Origin of the sequence: Gordonia sp. (in: high G+C Gram-positive bacteria) (assembly GCF_012515855.1) — a bacterium.
GTDB lineage: Bacteria > Actinomycetota > Actinomycetes > Mycobacteriales > Mycobacteriaceae > Gordonia.
Window position 1 is genome coordinate 1 of sequence record NZ_JAAYXO010000140.1, and the last position, 22,906, is coordinate 22,906.

A 22,906-nucleotide genomic window follows, 5' to 3' on the forward strand; every position below is an offset into this window, starting at 1 on the left:
ATACCCGGGACGGTGGCGGTCGGGTACCCGGCGCGCTCGGCGCGGAGGGCGAACTCCCAGTCGTCCCACTTGATGAACAGCGGCATCGGCAGACCGATGGTCTCGGCGACCTCGCGCGGGATCATGCACATCCACCAGCCGTTGCCTTCGACGTCGATCCGTCGGTGCAGGTTCTTGGAGTTGTCCCGGTCGCTGAGCGGGTACTTCGAGAAGTCGTGGTCGTACTCGACGAACGGCGCCGCGGTCCACATGAACCGGTGGCGATCGATCACCTCGCCCATGCAGTGCAGATGGCTGCGGTCCTGCAGGTTCAGCATCTGACCGCCCACCAGCATCGGCGACTTCGCGAACCGCGACATCGCCAGCGCGCGCAGAATCGAGTCGGGCTCGATCATGATGTCGTCGTCCATGTACAGGATGTACGGGCTGTCGGTGAGGCGCAGCGCCTCGTACATGATGCGCGCGTAGCCGCCCGATCCGCCGAGGTTGCCCTGGTCGAACAGGTGCAGGCGGTCGCCCAGCCGCTCGGCGGCCTCGGTGTATCCGGTCTCGTCCACCACGTTCTTGGTGCCCTGGTCGGGCATCAGCACCGCGTCGATGACGCCGTCGACCATCGGGTCGGAGGTCAGCGCGGCCAGCGCGGCGACGGCGTCGCCGGGGCGGTTGAAGGTCGGAATGCCGACCGTGACGCGGCCCTCGCGCTCGGTGGCGGGCTCGATCGGCGCGTACCAGCCCGCCGACACGATCTCGGTGTCGGTGTCGGTCGTGACGTCGAACCAGATCCAGCCGCCGTCCTCGAAGGGACCCAGGTCGGTCTCGAACTCGAAGACGCGGGTGTCGCCGCCCTCGCCGCCCTCGTCGCCGGCGCGCTCCACCAGGCCGCCGCCGATCGCGATGCGCGAACCGTCGATCTTGGAGCGGTACAGGTCGACGCGTGCGGTGCCGCGGACCTCCACGCGCAGGACCACCGACTCGAGCACGCTCCATCGACGCCAGTACGACGCCGCGAAGGCGTTGAAGTAGGTCGCAAAGCTGACCTGGGCGTCCGGGCCCAGGCCGACGCTGGTGCGGTCGTCGGAGGCGTGCGCTCGCGCGGCGTTGCTCTCGGACTCCACCAGGTACAACGACCGCACGTCCAGGGGCTCACCCGGACGCGGGAAGATCACCCGCTGCAGCAGGGTGACGGCCTTGGTCGGTTGTGCCTGTGTCATCAATTGTCTCCCTCGGCCAGCGGCGCACCGTCGCGCAGGTGCGGCGCCAGCGTGTTGTCGAACATGGTCAGCGCACTCGCGATCGCCATGTGCATGTCCAGGTACTGGTACGTGCCCAGCCGTCCGCCGAACAGCACCTTCGACGACGCCGCCTCGGCCGCCGCCAGTTCCCGGTACGCGCCGAGCATCTCGCGGTCGTCCGGGGTGTTGATCGGGTAGTAGGGCTCGTCGTCGGCCTTGGCGAACCGGCCGAACTCGCGCATGATCACCGTCTTGTCCGACGGGTAGGTCTTCCGCTCCGGATGGAAGTGGCGGAACTCGTGGATGCGGGTGTACGGGACGTCGGCGTCGTTGTAGTTCATCACCGGGGTGCCCTGGAAGTCACCGGTCGGCAGCACCTCGAGCTCGAAGTCGAGGGTGCGCCACCCGAGCCTGCCCGCCGAGTAGTCGAAGTAGCGGTCCAACGGTCCGGTGTAGACCACCGGCGCGTCCGGGCTCGCGGCGCGGATCTCGTCACGGACATCGAACCAGTCGGTACCGAGCCGGACCTCGATACGCTCGTCGGCCGCCATGTTCTCCAGCCAGGCCGTGTAGCCCGCCACCGGCAGACCCTCGTAGGTGTCGCTGAAGTAGCGGTTGTCGAAGTTGTATCGCACCGGCAGCCGCGTGATGTTGCCCGCGGGCAGGTTCTTCGGGTCGGTCTCCCACTGCTTGGCGGTGTAGTGCTTGATGAACGCCTCGTACAGCGGCCGCCCGATCAGGCTGATCGCCTTCTCCTCGAAGTTCGCCGCCGCGCCGGTCTCGACCTCGGCAGCCTGCTCCGCGATCAACGCGCGCGCCTCGTCCGGGGTGAAGTACCGACCGAAGAACTGCGACACCAGGCCCAGCCCCATCGGGAACTGGTAGGCCTGGCCGTCGTGCATCGCGAACACCCGGTGCTGATAGCCGGTGAAATCGGTGAACTGATTGACGTACTCCCACACGCGCTCGTTCGAGGTGTGGAAGAGGTGGGCTCCGTACTTGTGAACCTCGATACCGGTCTCTGGCTCCGCCTCCGAGTACGCGTTGCCACCGATATGATCACGTCGTTCGACGACGAGCACTCGCTTGCCGAGCTGCGTTGCCGCCCGCTCGGCGACGGTCAGGCCGTAGAAGCCCGAACCGACCACGATGAGGTCGTATGCGCTGTTCTTCGTCACGACTGCTCAGCCTATCGGACGGATCCTGTGTAATTCCGCAGCACGGTGCTCCCCCGCTGTGAGATTCGTCGAGTGGGCGGGGTCTGGGTGCGGTCTCGGGCAGTACCGGGGTGCAGTCCGACGTCGGTCGGCGGTGGGGTTTCGGGTTCGACAGTCCTCGCTCCTCGCCTATCGGCTCGTCGCTGCGGAGAGCTCACCCGAAACCCCACCGCCGACCGACTACGTTTTGTACGTTTCGTCCCGTTAGCGAGCGTCAGTTGAGGCCGTCAGCGGTCGGGAAGCCTCGCTTCTGCAGGCCGCCTGCGGCCAGGAAGTCGGTCAGCGCCTGACCCATCAGGGCGTGGGCTCCGGTGGCGGGACTGAAGTACAGGATGCCGTTCTCGATCACCTGGACCAGGCCGGGCATGCCCTTGCCGTCGGTCAGGAGCTCCGGCTTGGCGACGGTGCCCGTCGATCCCTGCGAATTGGCGCTCGGCTTGTCGTCGGAGACGGTGCCCAGCGAACCCTGCGAATTGGCGCTCGGCTTGTCGTCGGAGACCGTGCCCAGCGAACCCTGCGAGTTCGCGCTCGGCTTGCCCTCCACGACCACCCGCTTGGCGGCCAGCGCTCGGGTGCCCTCGGCCAGCAGCTTCTCGATCATGGGGCCGATCTGTCCGGTGAGCCCGGCGATGTCGGGAATGCCGACGGCCGAGAGGCCCGGCACGATCTCACTGAGGGCCGAGGTCAGCGGGCTCAGGTCCAGGAGACCTCCGCCCGGCGCGTCGGCGCCGACCTGCGGACGGGTGATCTTCGGCATCGACTTCTGGCCGTTGACGGCGAACCAGTCGGACTTCAGCTGCAGCTTGGTGCGCGCCTCGTCGCCGGTGGCCTCCACCGTGCCGCCGCTTCCGACGACGCGGACCTTCAGCACGCGGCCGCTGCCCTCGCCGAGACCGTTGGCCTCGATCACGTCGAAGCTCTTCAATTCCCCGACGCCGAACGCCGACCCGATGCTCGCCGCGCTGACCGTCGCGCTCCACGAGTGCGCCGGCGCGATCGAGTCACCGGCGTCGCGCACTGCCGGGAACAGGCCGCCCGCGGTGTAGCCGCCGGTCGACGCCGAGAACTCGGTCAGCGCAGGCTTGCCGTTCAGCAGCCGGATCTGGCCTGCCGTGGCGTCGGCGGCCCGACTGGTGCGCGGGTCCTCTCCGGACGCGCCGTGGTACATCTGCGACTGCTGTGTGTTGTCCATCTTGCGGCCGCTGGCCAGTCCCGAGACGACGTATGACCGCGCGGCCACGGCCTGCGCCTTCAGCGCCTCGAAGCCGCCGGAATCGGCCCACGACGGCACCGATTCCTTGGGGATCACGCCCTTGACGTAGTCGTCGACGTGCAGCTTGTTGAGAACACCACCGGATCCGGTGGTGATGGAGCCGCGGTACTTGTCTCCGCCGCTGCAGAAAGTCAGGAGTTCATTGGCCGGGCGGTTGGGTCCGTCGGCGATCGGGTCGACCTGGTTCGCCTGCACCGTCTTCACCACGGCGCCGCCGCAGCCGCTGGTGATGGTGGCCGTGTTCCCGGACAGGCTGACCGCCTGCCCGGGAGCGACCTTCTCGTTGCCTACGCGCATTCCGGCATCCGCATGAACACTCGCCGACGACTTCTCGCTGAGCGAGACCGTCACCTCGGGAGTGCTCACCTTCCCCGCGGTTGTATTGCCATAGAAGTGCTTCAGGATCCGGTCCGCGGACCAGCCCTGCTTCGCGTAGCCGTAGGCACCCCACTGGCCCATGCCACGCCCGTGACCGTGACCGTGACCGCTCAGGGTGATCGGTGCACTCGCCGCCAACGTGACGCCGTCGGACGAGAACACCTCGGTGCCTCCGACGACCAGGCCACCCGCAAGAAGTGCGGGCGCAAGACCCAACGCGGCGAAAGTGAGAGTTCGCTTCTTGGCTCGGCTCGGTCGAACATTCGGCACTGCAAAACCCCTTTGGGCAGAACCACACCGGTTGTGGTTCATGTGACTAGTGGGACTTCTGTGACTGTAGTGACTGAACTCGAGGCGCGACAACTTCCCACGGTCACAACCGCGTCACACTTCTAGAACCAGCGTTCGAGTACCTGCGCCACGCCGTCGTCGAGGTTCGAGGCCGCCACCTCGTCAGCCGCGGCGAGAGCAGCGGGATCACCGTGGCCCATCGCCACGCCGCGCGCCGCCCAGCGGAGCATCTCGATGTCGTTGGGCATGTCGCCGAACGCGATCGGCGACGTGGCGTCGACGTCCCGCTCACCGGCCAGCCACTGCAGGCCCGAGGCCTTGTGAATGCCGGGCACCGAGAACTCCACCAGTCCGGTGTCAATCGAGAAGGTCGCCTCGGCGACGTCCCCGAGGTGCGGTGTGACGATCTCCGCCATCGCGCGCGACGACATCTCGGGCATGCGCGCCAGCATCTTGACCGCAGGCTCGCTCGTCACCTCGGCCGCGCTGACATACACGTGGTCGGGATTCAACCAGGCGTGCTGGTAACCGGGCGTCGCCACGAAGGGCATGGTCGCGGCGTCGTACGCCGAGGCCCCTGCGCGCTCGGCCGCAACCCCGCACCCCGGCAGCAGTTCCTGGCAGACGTCGGCGATCTTCATCAGCTCCGCGGGCTGCAGCGCCTCGACGTGAGCCACCCGGTCGGCGAGGACGTCGTAGACGATCGCGCCGTTGGCGCACACCGCGTACCGGATCGCGGCGCCGGTCTCGGCCAGCTGCTCGGCGATCTCCGGGATCCACCGCGGCGGTCGACCGGTCGCGAGAACCAGTTCGACGCCCGCGGCGCGCGCCCTCTCCAGCACCGCGACCGTGCGTTCGGTGATGCGGTTCTCGTCGTCGATCAGCGTGCCGTCGACATCGGATGCGATCATCGACGGCGGGCCGAACTCGAATGTCATGGGCGGTCTACTCTCGTTTCTTCTCGGCATTGTTCTTTGCCGCGCGGCGGGCGGCCTTCTCCGCCGCCTCGGCGTCTTCGATCACCAGGGCCTCCGCCTTGGTCGGCGCCCCGCCGCCGAGCCGACTCGGCACCCAGTCGGCGCCGGCGGGCGCGTCGTCGTACCGCTCCTGCACGCGGCGCAGGAGCGCGTCCATCACGTCGTGCAGCTGATGGATCTCGCTGTCCGCGTCGCCGTCCGCTGGAAACCTCAGGGGCGGCCCGAACTCGATGTGGATCGGAATCCGGTGTCGGCCCATCCGCCGGACGACGCCCTTGCTCCACTGCCGGTGCGACCCCCAGATGATCGTCGGAATCACCGGGACCTGGGCCTCGGCGGCCATCCGAACCGCGCCGGACTTGAACTCCTTGAGTTCAAAGCTGCGGCTGATGGTCGACTCCGGGTACACCGCGATCAACTCGCCCGCACGCAGCGCGTCCACCGCGCGGCGATAGGCCTCGCCGCCCGCCGTCCGGTCGACCGGCACCGCCCGGGCGTGCTTCACCAGGTACCGCATGATCGCGATGTCCATCAGCTCCGACTTCACCAGGAAGCGCGCACGACGACGACGCTCCCGCAAGGCCAGCCCGAGCGGCATGAAGTCGACGTAGCTCGTGTGGTTCACCGCGATCACGCCGCCACCGGACTCGGGGAGGTTCTCGAGTCCAAAGCGATGCTGCCGGACGCCCTGCGTCGTCAGAATCGACGTCGCGAGCCCCTCGAGCACCCGATAGACCGGCTCCATGACTCAGGCGGAGTCGTCGGATTCTTCGCGGGCCGCCCGCTTGGCGGCCTTCGCTTCGGCGTCGGCGGCGTCCATCGCGTCGGCCTCCTCGAGGGTCGGAGCCCCGCCGCCGCGCGCAGCGGGCACCCAGTACTCACCTGCCGGGTACGGGCCGTAGGCGTCCTGGAGCTCGGTGAGCTTGGCGCGCATCGACTCGTGCAACCGCGCGGTCAGCTGTTCCGGCGTGCCCTCGGGCGCGATCGGCTCGGCGACGCCGACCATGATCTTGTAGCCGTTGCGGCCCATGCTGCGCGGATGCCCCTTGGTCCAGATGCGCTGCGCGCCCCACACGATCGTCGGGATCAGCGGCGCACCCGATTCCAACGCCATGCGCGCGGCACCGCTCTTGAAGCCCTTCAACTCGAAGCTGCGGCTGATGGTGGCTTCCGGGTACACGCCGACCAGCTCGCCGCGCTTGAGGTAGTCGACGGCATCACGGTAGCTCTGCGCACCGTCCGCACGATCGACCGAGATGTGCTTCAGCGATCGCATGATGGGGCCGCCGATCGGATTGTCGAAGACCTCCTTCTTCGCCATGAACCGCACATAGCGACGCCCCTGCAGGTACGCGGGGATGCCCGCGAAGGTGAAGTCGAGGTACCCGGTGTGATTGAACGCGACCACGCCCGGTCCATCGGCGGGCACGTTCTCCACCCCCGAGATGTCGAACTTCAGGCCCTGGGCGAGCCAGAGCATGCGGGCGGTCGAGATGACTCCGGAATACACGGGTTCCATGCCGACGAGCTTAGTCACTGCCGCCGACATCGCACCTCGGACCGGGTGTCCGCCCACCCGCGCTATTCGAGCACCGTGCCCGCGGCGGTCTCGATGAACCGACTCACTCCGTTCGCCGGCACTCGACCAACAGGGGAAGGCGGCTCTCCCCGAGCAGCCCCGGAACCCCTCCACCGGGGACGACGCTGCTATTCGGCGGCCAGCGACCGGCTGATCACCAGCCGCTGAATCTGGTTGGTGCCCTCGAAGATCTGCGTGATCTTGGCTTCGCGCATCAACCGCTCCACCGGGAAGTCTCGGGTGTAGCCGTTGCCGCCGAACACCTGAACGGCGTCGGTGGTCACCTTCATCGCCGCGTCGGTGGCGACCAGCTTGGCCACCGAAGCGTTGCGCGAGTACGGCAGGCCGGCGTCGCGGCGTCGCGCGGCGTCGAGGTAGGTGGCGCGCGCCGAGTCGACGGCGGCCGCCATGTCGGCCAGCAGGAAGCCGAGGCCCTGGTGGTCGATGATCGCCCGACCGAAGGTCTGGCGCTCCTTGGCGTAGGCGACGGCCTGATCCAGCGCGGCCTGCGCGATTCCGGTCGCCACCGCGGCGATGCCGAGGCGCCCCGAGTCCAGCGCACTGAACGCGATCTGCAGGCCCTGCCCCTCGGCGCCGATGCGACGGTCGGCCGGGACGAAGGCGTTGTCGTACCGAGCGGCGGTGGTCGGGACCGCGGCCAGGCCCATCTTCTCCTCGGGACGGCCGAAGGTCAGCCCTTCGGTGCCGTCCGGGACCAGGAAGCACGAGATGCCCTTCGATCCCTCGCCAGTCCGCGCGAAGAGGTTGTAGAAGTCGGCGACGCCGCCGTGCGTGATCCACGCCTTCTCGCCGGTGACGCGGTAGCCGTCGTCGACCGGCTTCGCCCGGCAGGCCAGGGCCGCCGCGTCCGATCCCGCCTGCGGCTCCGACAGCGAGTACGCGCCGATGGTGGAACCGCCGAGCATCTCCGGCAGCCACCGCTCCTGCTGCTCGCGGGTACCGAAAGTGAACAGCGGGTGGCACGCCAGGCTGTGGACGCTCACCGCGACGCCGACAGCCGCCCAGCGTGCCGCGATCTCCTCGAGCACCTGCAGGTACACCTCGTACGGCTGAGCGCCGCCGCCCCACTCCTCCGGGTACGGCAGGCTCAGCAGACCGGCCTCACCGAGCTGCGCGAAGACGCCCTCCGGATACTTCTCCTGCTTCTCGTGCTCGTCGACGATCGGCGCGAGAACCTTGTCGCAGATGTCTCGGGTGAGCTCGATGAGCGCGTGGGCTTCGTCGGTGGGCAGCAGACGGTTGACGGGCACGGCGATCTCCTCGCGGCGGTGAGCAGTGACGGGCGGGCAGTACTGAAACTAGGGTCAGAGTACTGCCGGCGTAGCAGTACTACAAGAGTGACTCCAGTACTGTCGCGCAGTACGATGCAGAACATGCCCGCGCCGATCGACTCCGACTTCGCCACGCAGCGGCGCTCGCAATTGTTCGACGAACTGCTCGCGATGTTCCTGGCCGAAGGCTTCGCCCAGTTCACGCTCGACGCGATCGCCGCACGTCTGCGCTGCTCCAAGTCGACGCTCTACACCCTCGCCGCCAGCAAAGGCGACCTGGTGCGCGCCGCCACCGTCCACTTCTTCCGTCGCGCGACCGCCGACGTCGAGGCCGCCGTGGCCGCCGCTCCCACACCCCGCACACAGATCACCACCTACCTCGCGGCGGTCGGTGACACCTTGTCGGCCGCGTCGCCGCAGTTCCTCACCGACCTCGCCGCCTTCCCGCCGGCCCGCGAGGTGTACCAGCAGAACACCGCGATCGCCGCGCGCCGCGTCCGCGAGTTGATCGACGCCGGGGTGGCCGCGGGCGAGTTCCGGAAGGTGCACGCGGTGTTCGCCGCCGACCTCGCGGCATCGACCATGGTGCGGATCCAGCAGGGCGACGTCCGCGCCGCGACGGGCCTCGACGACGCGGGCGCATATCGGGAACTCGCGGCGATTCTGACCGCCGGCATCACCGTCTGACGTGTCGCTCGTCGCATTCGACGCCCGGTGCGGGGACTTTCGACTCCACGGATAGGCCCGCGGGCGGTCGGCGGCGATACCCTGTCAGAGCAGCACCCTCTTCGAAAGGCTCAGCTCCGTGCAGATCACCAGCATCGGCCACGCCGGATTCCACATCCAGACCGCGGCCGGGTCCATCCTCTGCGACCCCTGGGTCAACCCGGCGTACTTCGCGTCGTGGATCCCCTTCCCGGACAACACCGAGTTGGACTGGAAGGCGCTCGGCGACTGCGACTACCTGTACGTCTCGCACCTGCACCGCGACCATTACGACGAGCGGAACCTGCTCGACAACGTGAACAAGGACGCAACCGTCCTTCTCCCGGACTACCCGGTTCCGGACCTGCGCCACGACCTCGAGCGCCTCGGCTTCCACAAGTTCGTCGAGACCGACGATTCGGTCAAGCACACCGTGTCGGGCCCCAAGGGCAGCCTCGACATCATGATCATGGCGTTGCGCGCCCCGGCCGACGGCCCCATCGGCGACTCCGGCTTGATCGTCGACGACGGCGAGACCGTCTGCTTCAACATGAACGACGCCCGCCCGATCGACCTCGACGTGATCACCGAGCAGTTCGGCCGCGTGGACGTCCACCTGCTGCAGTACTCCGGTGCCATCTGGTACCCGATGGTCTACGACATCCCGCGGAAGTCGAAGGCCAACTTCGCCATCCAGAAGCGCCAGCGCGGCATGGACCGGGCGCGCTCGTACATCGAGCAGGTCGGCGCCACCTGGGTGGTCCCTTCGGCCGGGCCGCCGATGTTCCTGGACGACGACCTCTTCGCGCTGAACGACTTCAACACCGGCAGCGACTCCGACAAGGCGAGCATCTTCCCCGACCAGGCCGAGTTCCTGGAGCAGATGCGCACCCACGGCACCGACGACGGCGTCAAGCACCGCGGCCTGATGATGGTCTCCGGTTCCGCGGCCACCTTCACCGGCGACGTCCTCGACGGCGTCGAGCACCCGTACCCGCCGGAGAACGTGTTCGGCGAGAACAAGAAGGCCTACCTGGAGTCGATGAAGGAGAAGTTCGCGCCGATCATCGCCGCCGAGAAGGCCACCTGGGCCCCGGCCGAGGGCCCCTCGCTGCTGGAGCCGCTCCGCGAGAAGTTCGAGCCGATCATGAAGCAGTCCGATCTGATCTGCGACGGCATCGGCTACCCGGTGGGCCTGCTGGTGGGCGAGGACACGTACGTCCTGGACTTCCCGGCACGAACCGTCCGCATGCGGCAGGACGGCGACGGCAAGTACCGCTACGGTTTCCGCATCCCCGCGGAGTTGGTGCACACCGTGCTGCGCGACGACGAGCCGGACTGGGTGAACACGATCTTCCTGTCGACGCGGTTCACCACCTGGCGCATCGGCGGCTACAACGAGTACCTCTACACCTTCTTCAAGTGCCTCACCGACGAGCGCATCGCGTACGCCGACGGCTGGTTCTCCGAGGCGCACGATGATTCCGCGTCGATCGAACTCGACGGCTGGGAGATCCAGCGTCGCTGCCCGCACCTCAAGGCCGACCTCAGCAAGTTCGGTGTCATCGAGGGCGAGAAGCTCACCTGTAACCTCCACGGGTGGCAGTGGGATCTGGCGAGCGGTCGCTGCCTCACCTCGAAGGGACACGAGTTGCGGGCCGAGCGCCTCGATTCGTAGGCACACGTGTCGGTCGAATGACTGGTTACCGTGACACGCAGCCAACGGGCACTGACACGTTTTTCGACGGCAGAATCGGGAGACCCGGCAGCGCATCGACTTCCGACCGACCGGTTCCACCAAGCCCCTGACCTCCCCGTTCTCCACCAGTGCCGTTGAGAGGCAGGCGATTCGACGGTCGAAATGCGTGCCGGATTTTCCGGTCGGCTGACCTGTTTCAGGATCTGACCCGCGCAATAGTCATTGTCATCGTGCTACGTTGAGTGGGGTTTGCGGGGCGTTTACGCCCGACGCGACCACACCCGATCCGGGTGGAATCGGGGCTCTTGGGAGGGAGCTGCTCGGATCGCAAAGCGCGGCGCGGTCTGGTGATGATTCATCACCAGACCTGCGCCGCGCTTTACCTTCTGCACACCCGTCCGCGTCCGGGGTCAGCCGATCACGCCCGTCTGGACCAGCACCGCGTAGCCGACGAACGCAACGGTGTCGATCAAGGCGTGCGCGAACACCAGCGGCCAGAGGCGATTGGTGGCTTGATACCAGCGGCCGTACACCAGCCCCATCACTAGATTGCCCAGGCCTGCGCCGACCCCCTGATACAGGTGATAGCCGCCACGGAGCAGGGCCGACGACCACAGCGTGGCCCCCGAGCCCAGGCCCAGCTGCCGCAGCCGGGTCATGAAATACCCGACCACCACCACTTCCTCCGCGAAGCCGTTGCCGAAAGATTTCAGCGCGAGCACGGGGATGCGCCACCACAGACTGTCCGACGGCGCCGCGATCAGATCGGAGTTCCAGCCCATCGCCTGCGACACGGCCACCAGGGCGAGTCCGGGAAGACCGATGATCGCCGCCAACAGCAGCGACGGCGACAGATCCGCCCGCGACGGTCGCCCGAGACCGATCCGGCGCAGCCCGACGCCACTGCGCCACAGGAGGTACGCCCCCAGCCCGCCGATCGCGAGCAACCGGACCGCGCTCATCACCTGACGCACCACGTCGATGGCGACCACCGACGAGGCCACCGGGTTGAGCGCCACGGTGGCGTCGCCGATCCCGGTGGTCAACGCATTCTCCAGCAGCGACAGGACCGCGTAGACCGCGGAGAAGCCGAACGTGAGGATCCCGACGATCAGGAGTTCGACGACGATCGCACGCCGCTCGCGCGGGTTCGCGATGCGCTCGATCTGCGAGTCCGGCGGATGGATCAGCGAACGGACCAGTCCGCGGACACCACCCGTCTCAGAAGTCACGCATCCAACGGTAGCCGTCGACGCGAACGCTCGACGAGGTCAGTCGTGGCCGAAGCAGGGATCGAGCGCCAGCGAGTGAATCGCCGCCGACAGCTCGGGAATGCGCGAGACCGGGCGCGCGAACGGAATCCGCACGTCTTCGTCGCAGTTGCCGATCTCCACGCGGAACGTGATGCCGAAACGATCCAGACGGAGCGGCCGCACACGGCCGCCCCGCAGATGCTCGGGCAACCGATACGACAACTGGTGCATCAGATCCTGGTGATCGCTTTCGAGGTGGACCAGCCAGTCGGCTTCGAACTCCCAGAACAGATCGGGCTGCGCCGTGGCGATGGCGTCGACGTCCACGCCGCCCGCACCCGCCGGGGTCACCAGCACGGCCGAATCGAGCGCCATCCGCACCAGGCTGCGACCGTGCCCCACGTCGAGCAGCTGCTCGTCGGGGTGGTCGCCCGAGATCTCGACGGCGAGTTCGCGCTCGAGCCGGGCCGGTACCTCGTGCAGCGCCCCCGACAGCCAGATCAACGATCGCACCGGTTCACGCAGGTCGACGGGTGCACAGTCGATGACCTCGACCATCGCCGTGACCCCGTCGACGCCCGATCGGAGCAGGTCCAACGCCGGCGTCGAGTCCGGAATCAGGAGAAAGACGTCGCTCTCGAACAGATGCACCGTCGTCACCGGATCGCAGTCGGCGCCATGCCGATCGCCGCCACCGACGCCCTGGGGCGCGCTCACGGACAGGGTTCCGCCGCGAGCCCGACGGCACGCCGTCTGAATCAGCTCGGCATCGCACGGGGCGAGGATCGTGCTCACTGCCACCTCCGAAGTAGTATTCAAGTTAGTGCATCCTAAGTAAGACGTACCTAACCTAAACCGGATGAGTGCTCACGTCAACGGCGGGGCCGATCGGTCTCGACTACTGTGAAACGGTGGCTGTTTACGCATACTTCGGTCCCGCCGGCACGTTCACTGAAATGGCCCTCGACGCACTGCTGCGTCGCCGCGGCGAGGAGCACACCGCCACCAAGATCGCGGTCAGCAATCCGCCGGCCGTCATCGAGATGGTCCGCAACGGCGACGCCGACTTCGGCTGCGTGCCGATCGAGAGTTCATTGGAGGGCGCGGTCCCCGCGACCATGGACGCGCTGGCGCCGCGCGCCGACCGCGGCCCGGTCCAGGCCTACGCCGAGGTGGCCCTCGACATCGCCTTCACCATCGCCGCCGCGCAGGATCTCGCCGCCGATCAGGTGCGGACCGTCGCCGCCTACCCGGTCGCGGCGGGCCAGGTTCGACGCAGCATCGAGCAGCTGTACCCGAACGCGCAGGTCGTCATCGCGACATCGAACTCCGGTGCCGCCGAGGACGTCGCCCAGGGCCGCGCCGACGCCGCCGTCACCACGTCGGCGGCCACCGCCCTGCACGGGCTGGTCACGTTGGCCGAGGGAGTGGTCGACTCCGACGACGCCGTCACCCGCTTCCTCCTCGTCGGCAAGCCCGGCGCACCCGGCGAGCCGACCGGCGCCGACCGAACCTCGGTGATCCTCGACCTCCCCAACACCCCGGGCAGCCTGGTGGCCGCGATGAACGAGTTCGCCATGCGCGGGATCGACCTCACCCGCATCGAGTCGCGGCCCCGCGGAGCCGACAGTCGGGCCGACGGAGCACCCGCCCGGAGCGCAGGCCAGTACCGCTTCTACCTCGACGCCCGCGGCCACGTCCGGGACGACGCCATCGGCGAAGCCCTGCGCGCCCTGCACCGGTCGGCCGAGCGCGTGGTCTTCCTCGGCTCGTGGCCCATCGATCCGCAACTCGCGGTGGCCGCTGCCGCCGCCCCACCCGACCATGCCGACTCACAAGCGTGGTTCGACGATCTGCTTCAGGGAGTTCTGTAGACATGGCAAGGCTGCATCTGGTCCGGCACGGCGAGACGACGTCGAACGTCCTCAAGCGACTCGACACCGCACTGCCGGGCGCGTCGCTGACCGACTTCGGTGCCCGCCAGGGCGTTCGCTTCGGGCTGGAGCATCAGGTGGCCGACTCCGCGGTGCTGATCAACTCGGTCGCCAACCGCGCGCGACAGACCGCCGACCTCATCGGTTCGGTGTGGGAGTCGGCCAACGAGACCGTCGAAGGCATCCACGAGATCCAGGTCGGCGAGCTCGAGGATCGCTCGGATCGGGACGCGCACGAGCAGTTCCACAAGACGGTGGTCGCGTGGCACAAGGGCGATCTGGACGCCCGCCTGCCCGGCGGCGAGTCACTGGAGATGCTGCACGACCGTTACCTGCCGGTGGTCGACGACGTCGCCGCGAAGTACCTGGCCGGCCCCGACGCCCGGGACGTCTACCTGGTGTCGCACGGCGCCGCGATCCGACTGATCGCCGCGCATCTGGCCAAGCTCGATGCCGAGTTCGCGATGAAGAACTACCTGCCGAACACCGGAAGCGTCGAACTCGAGTACCGCAACGGTCTCTGGGTCCTGCAAAGCTGGGGCGACGCTGAACTGCCCGACCCCGACGCGGCCGAGGTCGCGAGCATCGAAGATCCGGACGAGACGGCTCGAGACGACGTCGACCCGATGGGTTAGCCCCACCCGTTGTCGTGGAGCCACTTGTCGTCGATGCCGAAGTGATGGCCCACCTCGTGCAGGACGGTGATCGCGACCTCGCGCCGCAACTGCTCCTCGGTGTGGCACATCGCCTGCAGTGAGTCGCGATAGATCTCGATCGTGTCCGGCAGGAATCCCGCGTACTCGGTGGTGCGCTGGGTCAGCGCGACCCCGGTGTACAGCCCGAGGAGGGTGGGGTCGTCCTCGTTGTGCGGACGCACCAGGATCACGACGTTCGACATCGCGTGCATCAGCTCGTCCGGAAGGAGGTCGAGCGCGTCACCGACGAGATTCTCGAAGTCCTTCTCGGACATCTTGATAGGCAAGATCAGCCTCCACCGGGAGCAGGATGTTCAGCATCGTCAGGGGTGTAGCCGGGCGGCAGCGGCACCGGCTCGCCGACCGAGCGGCCGGGCGGGCCCTCGTCGGCCGGGGTCGGGACCTTGCCGTTGATCAGCAGCGCGTCGTCGCGGGCGTCTCCGAGCAGGGTGGCGAACCCGCCCCGATTCGGCAGTGCCACGTAACAGAACACGCGGCGGCTTCCGGTGAGCCAGCTGACCTCCGAGAGCACCGACCACTGCACGTTGAGGGTGGTGTCCTTGAACTTCTTGGCGCCACCGAAGAATCGGTTGGTGTGCGTCGGGCAGATGCCGCGCAGGTACTCGTTCTGATCGTTGACACTGGGCCACGGCTTGCCCGAGTTCCGACCGCCGAAACGCTGCGAGAGGTCGACGCTGCCGGTGACCTGGAAGGCGTGCGGTTCGGCGCAGTTCACCACGACCCCGGTGGCCTTGCGGGTGGCGGCGTCGATACCGATGCAGGCGCCGTCGGGCCAGGTGAACGACTGGTCGATGTCGCGCACTCGGCCCTTGAACTCCTCCTGGACACCGCCGGCGCCGGGCTGCTCGATGCCGCAGCGCAGGCTGCGCACACCGCGCTCCCACTCCGCCCGCGACGGGAACATCAGGCCCGGAGCGAAACGCCCCTGCGGATCGAGGCCGCCGCCGAGGTACCGCGAGGCCATCACTGAACAGTTCTCGTCCCGGATCTCGGCGAACCGTTCGACACCGGGCCACGGTGCGGTGGACGCGAACTCGGCCGTCGGGAAGCTCGCGGTGTCGATCACCCCGGACACCTCGAATCGGTGCGCGGACGTGCAGTCGACGGTCACCGGGTCACCGGGCGCATCGGCGGTCCAGGTGAGGCAGTCGCCCGCCTCCGACCGCGTGAAATCGTTCTGCTCCACGGCGTTGTCGCCGATCACCGACGAGCCGACCTCGCCGAGATCGTCGAACCCGCCGGTCGCGAACAGGACGCCGCCCGCGGCGACGCCACCGATCAGGATCGCTGCGAGGACCATCCGGAGCGCGTTCTTCGCCATCCGCTCGGGCTTGCTCGCCGCCGGGTCCGCGTCGTCGGCGTCGTCCGGCGGCAGATCGTATCCGCCTGTCCCAGCGGCTGATTCAGTGCTTTCGCGGAGCGTCACCGTCTCCTCGTCGCCCTCTGCGACATCGTTGACGGGCCCCCACACGTCTGCATCACCGTCGGCGAGAGGCTGTGCCTCGTCGTCCCCACGGTCCTGGTGCATCGGTTGATCACGCTTCGAAGTCATCGCAATCCATCATGCCTGGTCGCTACGCCGGATGTGCTCCGAGTAGGGTTCAACGTGTGATCGACCTGAAGATCGTGCGTGAGAACCCCGACCTCGTCCGTGCCTCGCAGCGTGCTCGCGGCGAGGATCCCAGCCTCGTCGACCAGTTGCTCGACGCCGATGTGGAGCGCCGCGCGGCCATCTCCGAAGCGGAGACCCTGCGCGCCGAGCAGAAGGCGCTCGGCAAGCTCGTCGGCAAAGCATCCGGCGACGAGAAGGCCGAGTTGCTCGCGAAGGGCAAGACCCTCGCCGAGCAGGTGAAGGCCGCCATCGCCAAGCAGAACGCGGCCGAGGCCGCATCGTCCGAAGCACACCGTGCCATCTCGAACATCATCGAGGAGGCGCCCGCGGGCGGCGAAGACGACTACATCGTCGTGGAGCACGTCGGCGAGCCCCGCGAGATCGAGAACCCGAAGGATCACCTCGAGCTCGGCGAGAGCCTCGGCCTCATCGACATGGCCCGCGGCGTCAAGGTGTCGGGTTCACGGTTCTACTTCCTGACCGGTCTCGGAGCCATGCTGCAGCTGGGTCTGCTCAACATGGCCGCGGCCAAAGCCACCGCCAACGGGTTCACCCTGATGATCCCGCCGGTGCTGGTGAAGCCCGAGGTGATGGCCGGTACCGGCTTCCTGGGCGCGCACAGCGACGAGATCTACCACCTCGACGACGACGACCTGTACCTCGTCGGCACCTCGGAGGTCCCGCTGGCCGGGTACCACTCCGACGAGATCCTGGACCTCTCCAAGGGACCCAAGCGGTATGCCGGCTGGTCCACCTGCTTCCGCCGCGAAGCCGGCTCGTACGGCAAGGACACCCGCGGCATCATCCGCGTGCATCAGTTCGACAAGGTGGAGGGCTTCGTCTACTGCCGACCCGAAGACGCCGAAGCCGAGCACCAGCGCCTCCTCAACTGGGAGAAGGACATGCTCGCGGCGATCGACGTGCCGTACCGCGTCATCGACGTCGCAGGCGGCGATCTCGGCAGCTCCGCGGCCCGCAAGTTCGACTGCGAAGCGTGGGTGCCGACGCAGAACACCTACCGCGAGCTCACGTCGACGTCCAACTGCACCACGTTCCAGGCGCGACGCCTGTCGGTGCGCTACCGCGACGAGAACGGGAAGTCGCAGACCGCGGCCACCCTCAACGGAACGCTCGCGACCACCCGCTGGCTGGTCGCGATCCTGGAGAACCATCAGCAGCCCGACGGCTCGGTGAAGCTGCCGGAGGAGCTGGCCCGCTTCGTCGGCGTCGAGCACATCCAGGCACCGTCGTAGGCGCGTAGCGGGCGCGCCCTCAGGCAGTCGTCAGTTTCCGGCAGTAGCGTGTCTCCGATGAACTCACGCCGAGCCGACCCGCCGCCCCCGCGGCGACCGAGCGGAGACCCTCGTCCCGAGGCGTCGACCCGCCGGGTCTCCGGCCCGCCGCCTCCGGCGGAGTACCGGCCGCCACTCGCGTGGTCGCAGGAACCGGACCGTCGACCACGGCATCGAGCACCCGCACCGCCGCCGATCGACCCCCGACGCACGCCGCCGCGCTCACCCCAGGGGCAACCGCCCCAGCAGCAACGACCACCGCACGGCGCGGCGGGCGCGCCCGGCTATGCCCCGCGACAGGAACCGCAGCCCGTTCCGGGCGGTCGGCACGCGCCCGCACCTCAGCGGCCCGCGGGCGACGAACCGCGTCGGCGGTCCGACAGTCCGCCCCCTCGCCCGCCGAAGCGCGGCCGTCGCGACGCGTCCAAACCGGACGACCGGAGAGCACGGCCCGCGGCGAAGCGCACACGCCGCAAGTTCCGGCTCGGCCGCATCCTGCTGGTGGTGCTCTTGCTGTTGCTCATCACGCCGGTGGCGATGCTGTTCTACTACGACAGCAAGCTGCACCGGGTCGACGCGCTGTCGTCCTATGCCGGACGCGTCGCCGACACTCCCGGCACCAACTGGCTGATCGTCGGCACCGACTCCCGTGCGGGACTCACCGACCAGCAGAAGGAGAATCTCGCGACCGGCGACGCCGACGGCGCTCGGACGGACACCATCATGATGGCGCACCTGCCGCCGTCCGGGAAGCCGATGCTGATCAGCATCCCGCGCGACCTGTACGTGCCGATCCCCGGGATGGGCAGCCACAAGATCAACGCGGCGTTCAACAACGGCGGCGCCAAGCTGCTGGTTCAGACCGTCGAGGAGTTCAGCGGCGTCCGCATCGACCACTACGTGGAGATCGGCTTCGGCGGCTTCGACCAGCTCGTCGAAGCCGTCGGCGGGGTCGAGATGTGCCTGGACAAACCGCTGCGCGACCCGAAGGCGGGTCTGAAGCTCAAGGCCGGGTGCCAGACGCTCAACGGCGCGCAGGCCCTCGGCCTGGTGCGGACCCGGGCGTTCCCCAACGCCGACCTGGAGCGCGTGGTGAACCAGCGCAAGTTCCTGGCCGCCCTGATGTCGCGCGCCACGAGCCCCGCGGTGCTGCTGAACCCGTTCCGGGTGTTCCCGTTCGTCAGCGGCGCGGTGGACGCCGTCACCGTCGACACCGGCGATCACCTGTGGAACCTGGCCTGGCTGGCGTTCAAGATCAAGGGCGATCCGATCACCACCACGGTCCCCTCCGACGGCGACCAGGCGACCGACGACGGCGACTCGCTGATTCCCGGCACGACCACCGCGCAGTTCTTCGACCACATCGCGCGCGGGCAGGCCGTGCCCGAAGACCTGCTGTCGTCGGGCGGCGGCGCCTTCTCCTGATCATCGGTGTCGCGCCGAACTCCACCGGCGGCGGATGTCGTGAACGCCACCCGGGTCACGATCGACGGGAGGTCGGAGCGGCCGTTTACACTCTGCGCATGACCGAAACGCCGCGCACGCCGTTCCAACAGCTGTTGCACGACCAGATCAGCAACGAGTTCACTGCCTCGCAGCAGTACATCGCCCTCGCCGTCTACTACGACAACCACGACATGCCGCAGCTCGCGAAGCACTTCTACGCGCAGTCCGTCGAAGAGCGCAATCACGCGATGATGATCGTCCAGTACTTCCTGGACCGCGACATCGACGTCAAGATCCCCGCCGCCGGTGCCCCGGTCACGGAGTTCAACGGTTACCGCGAGCCGATCGAACTGGCACTGAAGCAGGAGAAGCAGGTCACCGAGCAGATCGTGAACCTGGCCAAGGCCGCTCGCGACGACGGCGACTACCTGGGCGAACAGTTCATGCAGTGGTTCCTCAAGGAGCAGGTCGAGGAGGTCGCGACCATGTCGACCCTGCAGGCCATCGCCGATCGCGCCAACGGCAACATCTTCGACGTCGAGAGTTTCGTCGAACGCGAGATCAACGCGACCACCGGTGCCGCAGACCCGGCGGAGCCCCCGGCCGCCGGCGGGAACCTGTAGCCCAGCACACCCGACGACGGCGGGATCCGCGTCCGCCCGACTACGTCAACGCAGCGTGACCTGCCGACCGATGATCCCGGCCCGCGAACTGCGCTCAGCAGCGGTCAGCTCGGAGCTGTCGGCCAGCGCCTCGGTGAGTCGCGCATCGAACTCGTCGACGCCGTCGATCCACTCCTCGTGGTGCGCCTCGACGTCGAGGTCGAACACGGGCACGATCAACCCGTGAGTGCGGAACGAGCCCGCGAACCGCGAGCCCTCGCCGAGCGTCAGGTGGCCAGCCGCGTGCACCCGGGCCAGGGCATTCATCAGCTCGGTCTCGTCTTCCGGCCGCACCCACCGCAGATGTGCCTTGTCGCCGGCGTCTACCCACCACGGCGCGCCGACGCCGCTCTTGGGACGCAGGCGAGCCGTCGGCAGGATGGTCTCGTTGGCGCGCTCGAGCATCATCGACAGTTCCGGCGAGACCTTGGCGTCGTCGGCGAACCACCAGCCGAAGTCCGTGTGCACCACGATGTCGAGATCGGCGTCGGCGTCGAGGATCTCGGTGAGCGCCGGCTCGCCGGGAGCGCCGTCTCCGGGAGCGCCGTCGCCAGAAGCACCGTTGTACTCGTCGCCGAGCGCCGCATTCGATGCCCACTCCAGGGCGCTCGCCAGCGAGCCCGCGAGATCGGCGGGCTCCGGGTTGGTCTGCAGTCCGACCATCCCCTGCGTCACCGTGCCGTCGGCGTCGCCTGGCGCGGCGCCCTTCTCACCGAAGACGGCGGCGTCGCGTCGGCGCACCTCGGCGGCGACGGCACCCGGCAGGATGGTCGCGAAATCCGCTTCGTGGGCGGCGTCGAAGCTCTTCGCATACGGCACCTCCGCGGTGGCGGAGGCGATGAACGCGCGCATCGCCACCAGATCGCACTCGGCCTTCAGCCCGGCCAGCGGGCGGACCGGAGCGGCGAGGGCCGCCACCTGGCGCGCCTTGCGCGCGGCGACGCGTTCGGCACGATTGCTTCCCGGGCGCGGACCACTGCCGCGCTTGCTCTTCTTTCCCATGAGTCAAGCTTCTCATTCGCGGCCCGCGGGCGCGGCATCCCGACCCTGATTCCGACCCGATTCAATCGACGGTGACGAGCCAGTCCCGAACGCGGGCCGGATAGTTGGTCGCCAGCCAGCGGACGCCGAGGTCCGCGCAGAGCTGAACGTCGGCCTGGTCGTCACACGTCCAGGCGTAGGTGACGCGCCCGGCTGCTGCGGCGCGGTCCACCAGGTCCGGGCGCAGCCGCAGCGTCTCGATCGACGGTCCGACACCGGTGGCGCCGACCGCGGTGGCGGCGGTCCCGCCGATGATGCGGGCGGTCTCGCCGAGGAGGATGGTCGGCAGCATCGGCGCGGTGCGCCGCACGCGCCAGACCCCGGCGGCGGAGAACGAGATCACGACGGCGCGGCTGTGGTCGGCCGACGGCGGCGACGCCACCCCGAACTCGTGGAGCATCTCCAACAGCTTGGTCTCCACCAGGCTGCCGAACCGCACCGGATGCTTGGTCTCGATGAACAGCCGCACCGGGCGATGCCAGTCGAGGGTGAGGGTGAGCAGTTCCCGCAGGGTCAGGACGGACGACGGCTTCCCGCCCGCGTGCCACGAGCCGAAATCGAACTCGCGGAGCTCGGGAAGGGTCAGTTCGCTGACCACGCCGCTGGCGTCGGAGGTGCGATCGACGGTGCGGTCGTGGATGCAGACCAGCTCCTCGTCCGCCGTCAGCCGGATGTCGCACTCCAGGCCGTCGGCGCCCTGGGACAGGGCCAGTTCGTAGGCCGCCACCGTGTGCTCGGCGAGTTCGCCCGACGCGCCGCGATGCGCGACGACCGCGGGTTTACCCGATCGCGAGATGTCGTTGAGGTTCATGCGGCCACCAGCCGTCGGTGGGCCTCGGCGCGCCCGACCGGACCGGTCAGCACCACGGGCAGTCGCGGCACCGCCCAGTAGGCGAACACCGACGAGACCGCCAGTGACACCGTCAGCACCGCGAGTCCGTCGGCGTGCACCTGCACCGAATCGCTGAACCAGCCCCCGACCCGGTAGGCGACGGCCACCAGGGCCAGGAAGTTCACGATCGCCCACGCCGTCGCGATCTTCTTGATGCGCTCTCCGGCACGGTCGACATCGTCGCCGCACCGCGCGGCCTCCGCCAGCAGAAGCGGGGCGCCGATCACGTTGACCAAGGGCAGCACCGTCAGCAGGATCTGGTTCCGTCGACTGCGCGGATCCCCGATCTCGGCTGCGGCGTAGGCCTCGGCCCGAGTCGCGAGCATCCATCGGGTGAACGCCACCAGAGCGAACACCATGCCGATGACGGCGAAGACACCGAAGACCACGACGGCGGCCGACGACAGGAGGTCCAGCCACTGGGGAATGGGCGTCGATCGGTTCACCACCACGATCAGGTAGCGGATCGCGTGGACCAGGGCGGCTGCGGCCAGCGGGTACGCCGCCAGCAGCAGGGCCGACGGCAGCGCGCTGCGGACGTCCGGCGTTTCGGCGGAGTCGACGCTCGGGTCCGCGCGCACCTCCGACAGCCCCCAGCGTGGAATCACTCGGTACGACGGCGTCGGCGTCGGTTCCACCCGTCGCGACGGCGTGACCCCCGGCCGGGCCGACGCCGGACGATCGGCCACCCAGCGCAGCGGAGGCCGCGGGGCGACGACCCGTCGTGCGGGCGGACGACCGGCTGGAGGCGCACCGACCGGTCCGGGGTATAGGCGGGACTGCTGCGGAATCAGGACGCGGCCGAATTGGTCCACCACGTTGAGGCGGCCACCGCATCGCGGACACGTTTCACGACCCTGCCGATGGGGCGCCTGGATACGGCAGGCGGGGCAAACATCGAGCATCAGCCTGCGGTACTCCCGTCCATGCCTTCGGTGCCGGTGTCGAAGGCCTTGTCCGCGTTCTGCCACGCGACCATGCCGCCGCGGACCACGGTCGCGTCGATCCCGCGCATGGCCAGGTACTGCGAAAGTCGGAACGAGCGGCCACTGGTCCGGCAGATCACCAGCAGGTCGGCGTCGAGGTCGATCTCGTCGATCCGACCGGGAACGTCGTCCAGCGGAATATGCAGGGCTCCGCGGACGTGCGCCTCTTCCCACTCGTAGTTCTCACGAACGTCGAGCAGCACCGAATCCGTGACCCCGCTGAAGTCGTCGGGGAGGTCGGTGACCGCCACCGTCTCGATCTCGTCCATGCTCACCCTCCCCATGGTTCCACAAGTACTCCGCGCGCGGAGGCTACCCGTCCCCCGCGCGACGGACGACCGTCGGATCGCTACCACAGGCCCCCGCATCCACAACACCCCCTCCCTATATGTAGGTATGCATATTCTTATCCACAAACTCGGACAGTCG

Annotated in this window: 22 protein-coding genes; 7 read left to right on the forward strand and 15 right to left on the reverse strand. The window is 68.4% G+C overall.

Going from position 1 to position 22,906, the window contains the following annotated elements:
- From GX543_RS10125 to GX543_RS10155, 7 genes are all read right to left on the reverse strand, one after another.
- A partial coding sequence (locus tag GX543_RS10125; RefSeq protein ID WP_290851742.1) for a glycosyltransferase occupies positions 1-1,211 on the reverse strand: 1,211 nt, incomplete at its 3' end.
- Positions 1,211-2,410 carry a UDP-galactopyranose mutase gene (gene glf, locus GX543_RS10130; RefSeq protein ID WP_290851743.1) on the reverse strand — a complete coding sequence of 400 codons (1,200 nt, stop codon included), beginning with the start codon at positions 2,408-2,410 and terminating at the stop codon, positions 1,211-1,213. The genes glf and GX543_RS10125, both read right to left, overlap by 1 nt.
- A 253-nt stretch (positions 2,411-2,663) precedes the next feature.
- Complete coding sequence (locus GX543_RS10135; RefSeq protein WP_290851744.1) at positions 2,664-4,370, reverse strand: SpoIID/LytB domain-containing protein; 1,707 nt, start codon at positions 4,368-4,370, stop codon at positions 2,664-2,666.
- A gap of 122 nt (positions 4,371-4,492) precedes the next feature.
- Positions 4,493-5,329, reverse strand: a complete 837-nt coding sequence (locus GX543_RS10140) for an HAD family hydrolase (protein ID WP_290851745.1) — start codon at positions 5,327-5,329, stop codon at positions 4,493-4,495.
- Between the two features lie 7 nt (positions 5,330-5,336).
- Positions 5,337-6,113 carry a 1-acyl-sn-glycerol-3-phosphate acyltransferase gene (locus GX543_RS10145; protein ID WP_290851746.1) on the reverse strand — a complete coding sequence of 259 codons (777 nt, stop codon included), beginning with the start codon at positions 6,111-6,113 and terminating at the stop codon, positions 5,337-5,339.
- A gap of 3 nt (positions 6,114-6,116) precedes the next feature.
- Positions 6,117-6,887: a 1-acyl-sn-glycerol-3-phosphate acyltransferase gene (locus GX543_RS10150; RefSeq protein ID WP_290851747.1), complete on the reverse strand. Its 771-nt coding sequence runs from the start codon at positions 6,885-6,887 to the stop codon at positions 6,117-6,119.
- Positions 6,888-7,075: 188 nt separating this feature from the next.
- Positions 7,076-8,218 carry an acyl-CoA dehydrogenase family protein gene (locus GX543_RS10155; protein ID WP_290851748.1) on the reverse strand — a complete coding sequence of 381 codons (1,143 nt, stop codon included), beginning with the start codon at positions 8,216-8,218 and terminating at the stop codon, positions 7,076-7,078.
- A 123-nt stretch (positions 8,219-8,341) separates the two neighbouring features.
- Between GX543_RS10155 and GX543_RS10160 the strand changes: the two genes are divergently transcribed.
- Positions 8,342-8,926, forward strand: coding sequence for a TetR/AcrR family transcriptional regulator (locus GX543_RS10160; protein ID WP_290851749.1), 585 nt, complete (start codon positions 8,342-8,344; stop codon positions 8,924-8,926).
- A 118-nt stretch (positions 8,927-9,044) separates the two neighbouring features.
- Positions 9,045-10,622 carry a Rieske 2Fe-2S domain-containing protein gene (locus tag GX543_RS10165; RefSeq protein ID WP_290851750.1) on the forward strand — a complete coding sequence of 526 codons (1,578 nt, stop codon included), beginning with the start codon at positions 9,045-9,047 and terminating at the stop codon, positions 10,620-10,622.
- 431 nt (positions 10,623-11,053) lie between these two features.
- Here GX543_RS10165 and GX543_RS10170 read toward each other — a convergent pair whose 3' ends face one another.
- Both GX543_RS10170 and GX543_RS10175 read right to left on the reverse strand, forming a co-directional pair.
- Positions 11,054-11,875, reverse strand: coding sequence for a CPBP family intramembrane glutamic endopeptidase (locus GX543_RS10170; RefSeq protein WP_290851751.1), 822 nt, complete (start codon positions 11,873-11,875; stop codon positions 11,054-11,056).
- Positions 11,876-11,914: 39 nt separating this feature from the next.
- Positions 11,915-12,691, reverse strand: coding sequence for a DUF2470 domain-containing protein (locus GX543_RS10175; protein ID WP_290851752.1), 777 nt, complete (start codon positions 12,689-12,691; stop codon positions 11,915-11,917).
- 116 nt (positions 12,692-12,807) lie between these two features.
- Between GX543_RS10175 and pheA the strand changes: the two genes are divergently transcribed.
- Together pheA and GX543_RS10185 are read left to right on the forward strand one after the other, a co-directional pair.
- Complete coding sequence (gene pheA, locus GX543_RS10180; protein WP_290851753.1) at positions 12,808-13,770, forward strand: prephenate dehydratase; 963 nt, start codon at positions 12,808-12,810, stop codon at positions 13,768-13,770.
- A gap of 2 nt (positions 13,771-13,772) precedes the next feature.
- Positions 13,773-14,465 carry a histidine phosphatase family protein gene (locus tag GX543_RS10185; RefSeq protein ID WP_290851754.1) on the forward strand — a complete coding sequence of 231 codons (693 nt, stop codon included), beginning with the start codon at positions 13,773-13,775 and terminating at the stop codon, positions 14,463-14,465.
- On the opposite strand, the gene GX543_RS10190 is transcribed toward GX543_RS10185, so the two are convergent.
- Both GX543_RS10190 and GX543_RS10195 read right to left on the reverse strand, forming a co-directional pair.
- A complete protein-coding gene (locus GX543_RS10190) occupies positions 14,462-14,812 on the reverse strand; it encodes a metallopeptidase family protein (protein WP_290851755.1) in 351 nt (116 codons plus the stop codon). The genes GX543_RS10185 and GX543_RS10190 overlap by 4 nt on opposite strands.
- A 2-nt stretch (positions 14,813-14,814) precedes the next feature.
- Positions 14,815-16,098 carry a septum formation family protein gene (locus GX543_RS10195; protein ID WP_290851756.1) on the reverse strand — a complete coding sequence of 428 codons (1,284 nt, stop codon included), beginning with the start codon at positions 16,096-16,098 and terminating at the stop codon, positions 14,815-14,817.
- Between the two features lie 56 nt (positions 16,099-16,154).
- Here GX543_RS10195 and serS point away from each other — a divergent pair, with 56 nt between their 5' ends.
- The 3 genes from serS to GX543_RS10210 all read left to right on the forward strand — a co-directional run bounded on the left by serS (position 16,155) and on the right by GX543_RS10210 (position 19,519).
- Positions 16,155-17,411: a serine--tRNA ligase gene (gene serS / locus GX543_RS10200; RefSeq protein WP_290851758.1), complete on the forward strand. Its 1,257-nt coding sequence runs from the start codon at positions 16,155-16,157 to the stop codon at positions 17,409-17,411.
- Positions 17,412-17,468: 57 nt separating this feature from the next.
- The gene (locus tag GX543_RS10205; protein WP_290851759.1) at positions 17,469-18,875 is read left to right on the forward strand and encodes an LCP family protein; all 1,407 of its coding nucleotides are present in this window, start codon (positions 17,469-17,471) and stop codon (positions 18,873-18,875) included.
- A gap of 98 nt (positions 18,876-18,973) precedes the next feature.
- On the forward strand, positions 18,974-19,519 hold the full coding sequence (locus GX543_RS10210; protein WP_290851761.1) for a ferritin: 546 nt from the start codon (positions 18,974-18,976) through the stop codon (positions 19,517-19,519).
- Between the two features lie 45 nt (positions 19,520-19,564).
- Here GX543_RS10210 and GX543_RS10215 read toward each other — a convergent pair whose 3' ends face one another.
- From GX543_RS10215 to GX543_RS10230, 4 genes are all read right to left on the reverse strand, one after another.
- Positions 19,565-20,560: a DUF5926 family protein gene (locus GX543_RS10215; protein ID WP_290851762.1), complete on the reverse strand. Its 996-nt coding sequence runs from the start codon at positions 20,558-20,560 to the stop codon at positions 19,565-19,567.
- A gap of 61 nt (positions 20,561-20,621) precedes the next feature.
- Positions 20,622-21,410, reverse strand: a complete 789-nt coding sequence (locus GX543_RS10220; protein ID WP_290851763.1) for a glycerophosphodiester phosphodiesterase family protein — start codon at positions 21,408-21,410, stop codon at positions 20,622-20,624.
- Positions 21,407-22,309: a DUF4328 domain-containing protein gene (locus tag GX543_RS10225; RefSeq protein WP_290851764.1), complete on the reverse strand. Its 903-nt coding sequence runs from the start codon at positions 22,307-22,309 to the stop codon at positions 21,407-21,409. Before GX543_RS10225 ends, GX543_RS10220 begins: the two co-directional genes overlap by 4 nt.
- 86 nt (positions 22,310-22,395) lie before the next feature.
- Positions 22,396-22,746, reverse strand: coding sequence for a rhodanese-like domain-containing protein (locus tag GX543_RS10230; protein ID WP_290851765.1), 351 nt, complete (start codon positions 22,744-22,746; stop codon positions 22,396-22,398).
- Positions 22,747-22,906: the final 160 nt, after the last annotated feature.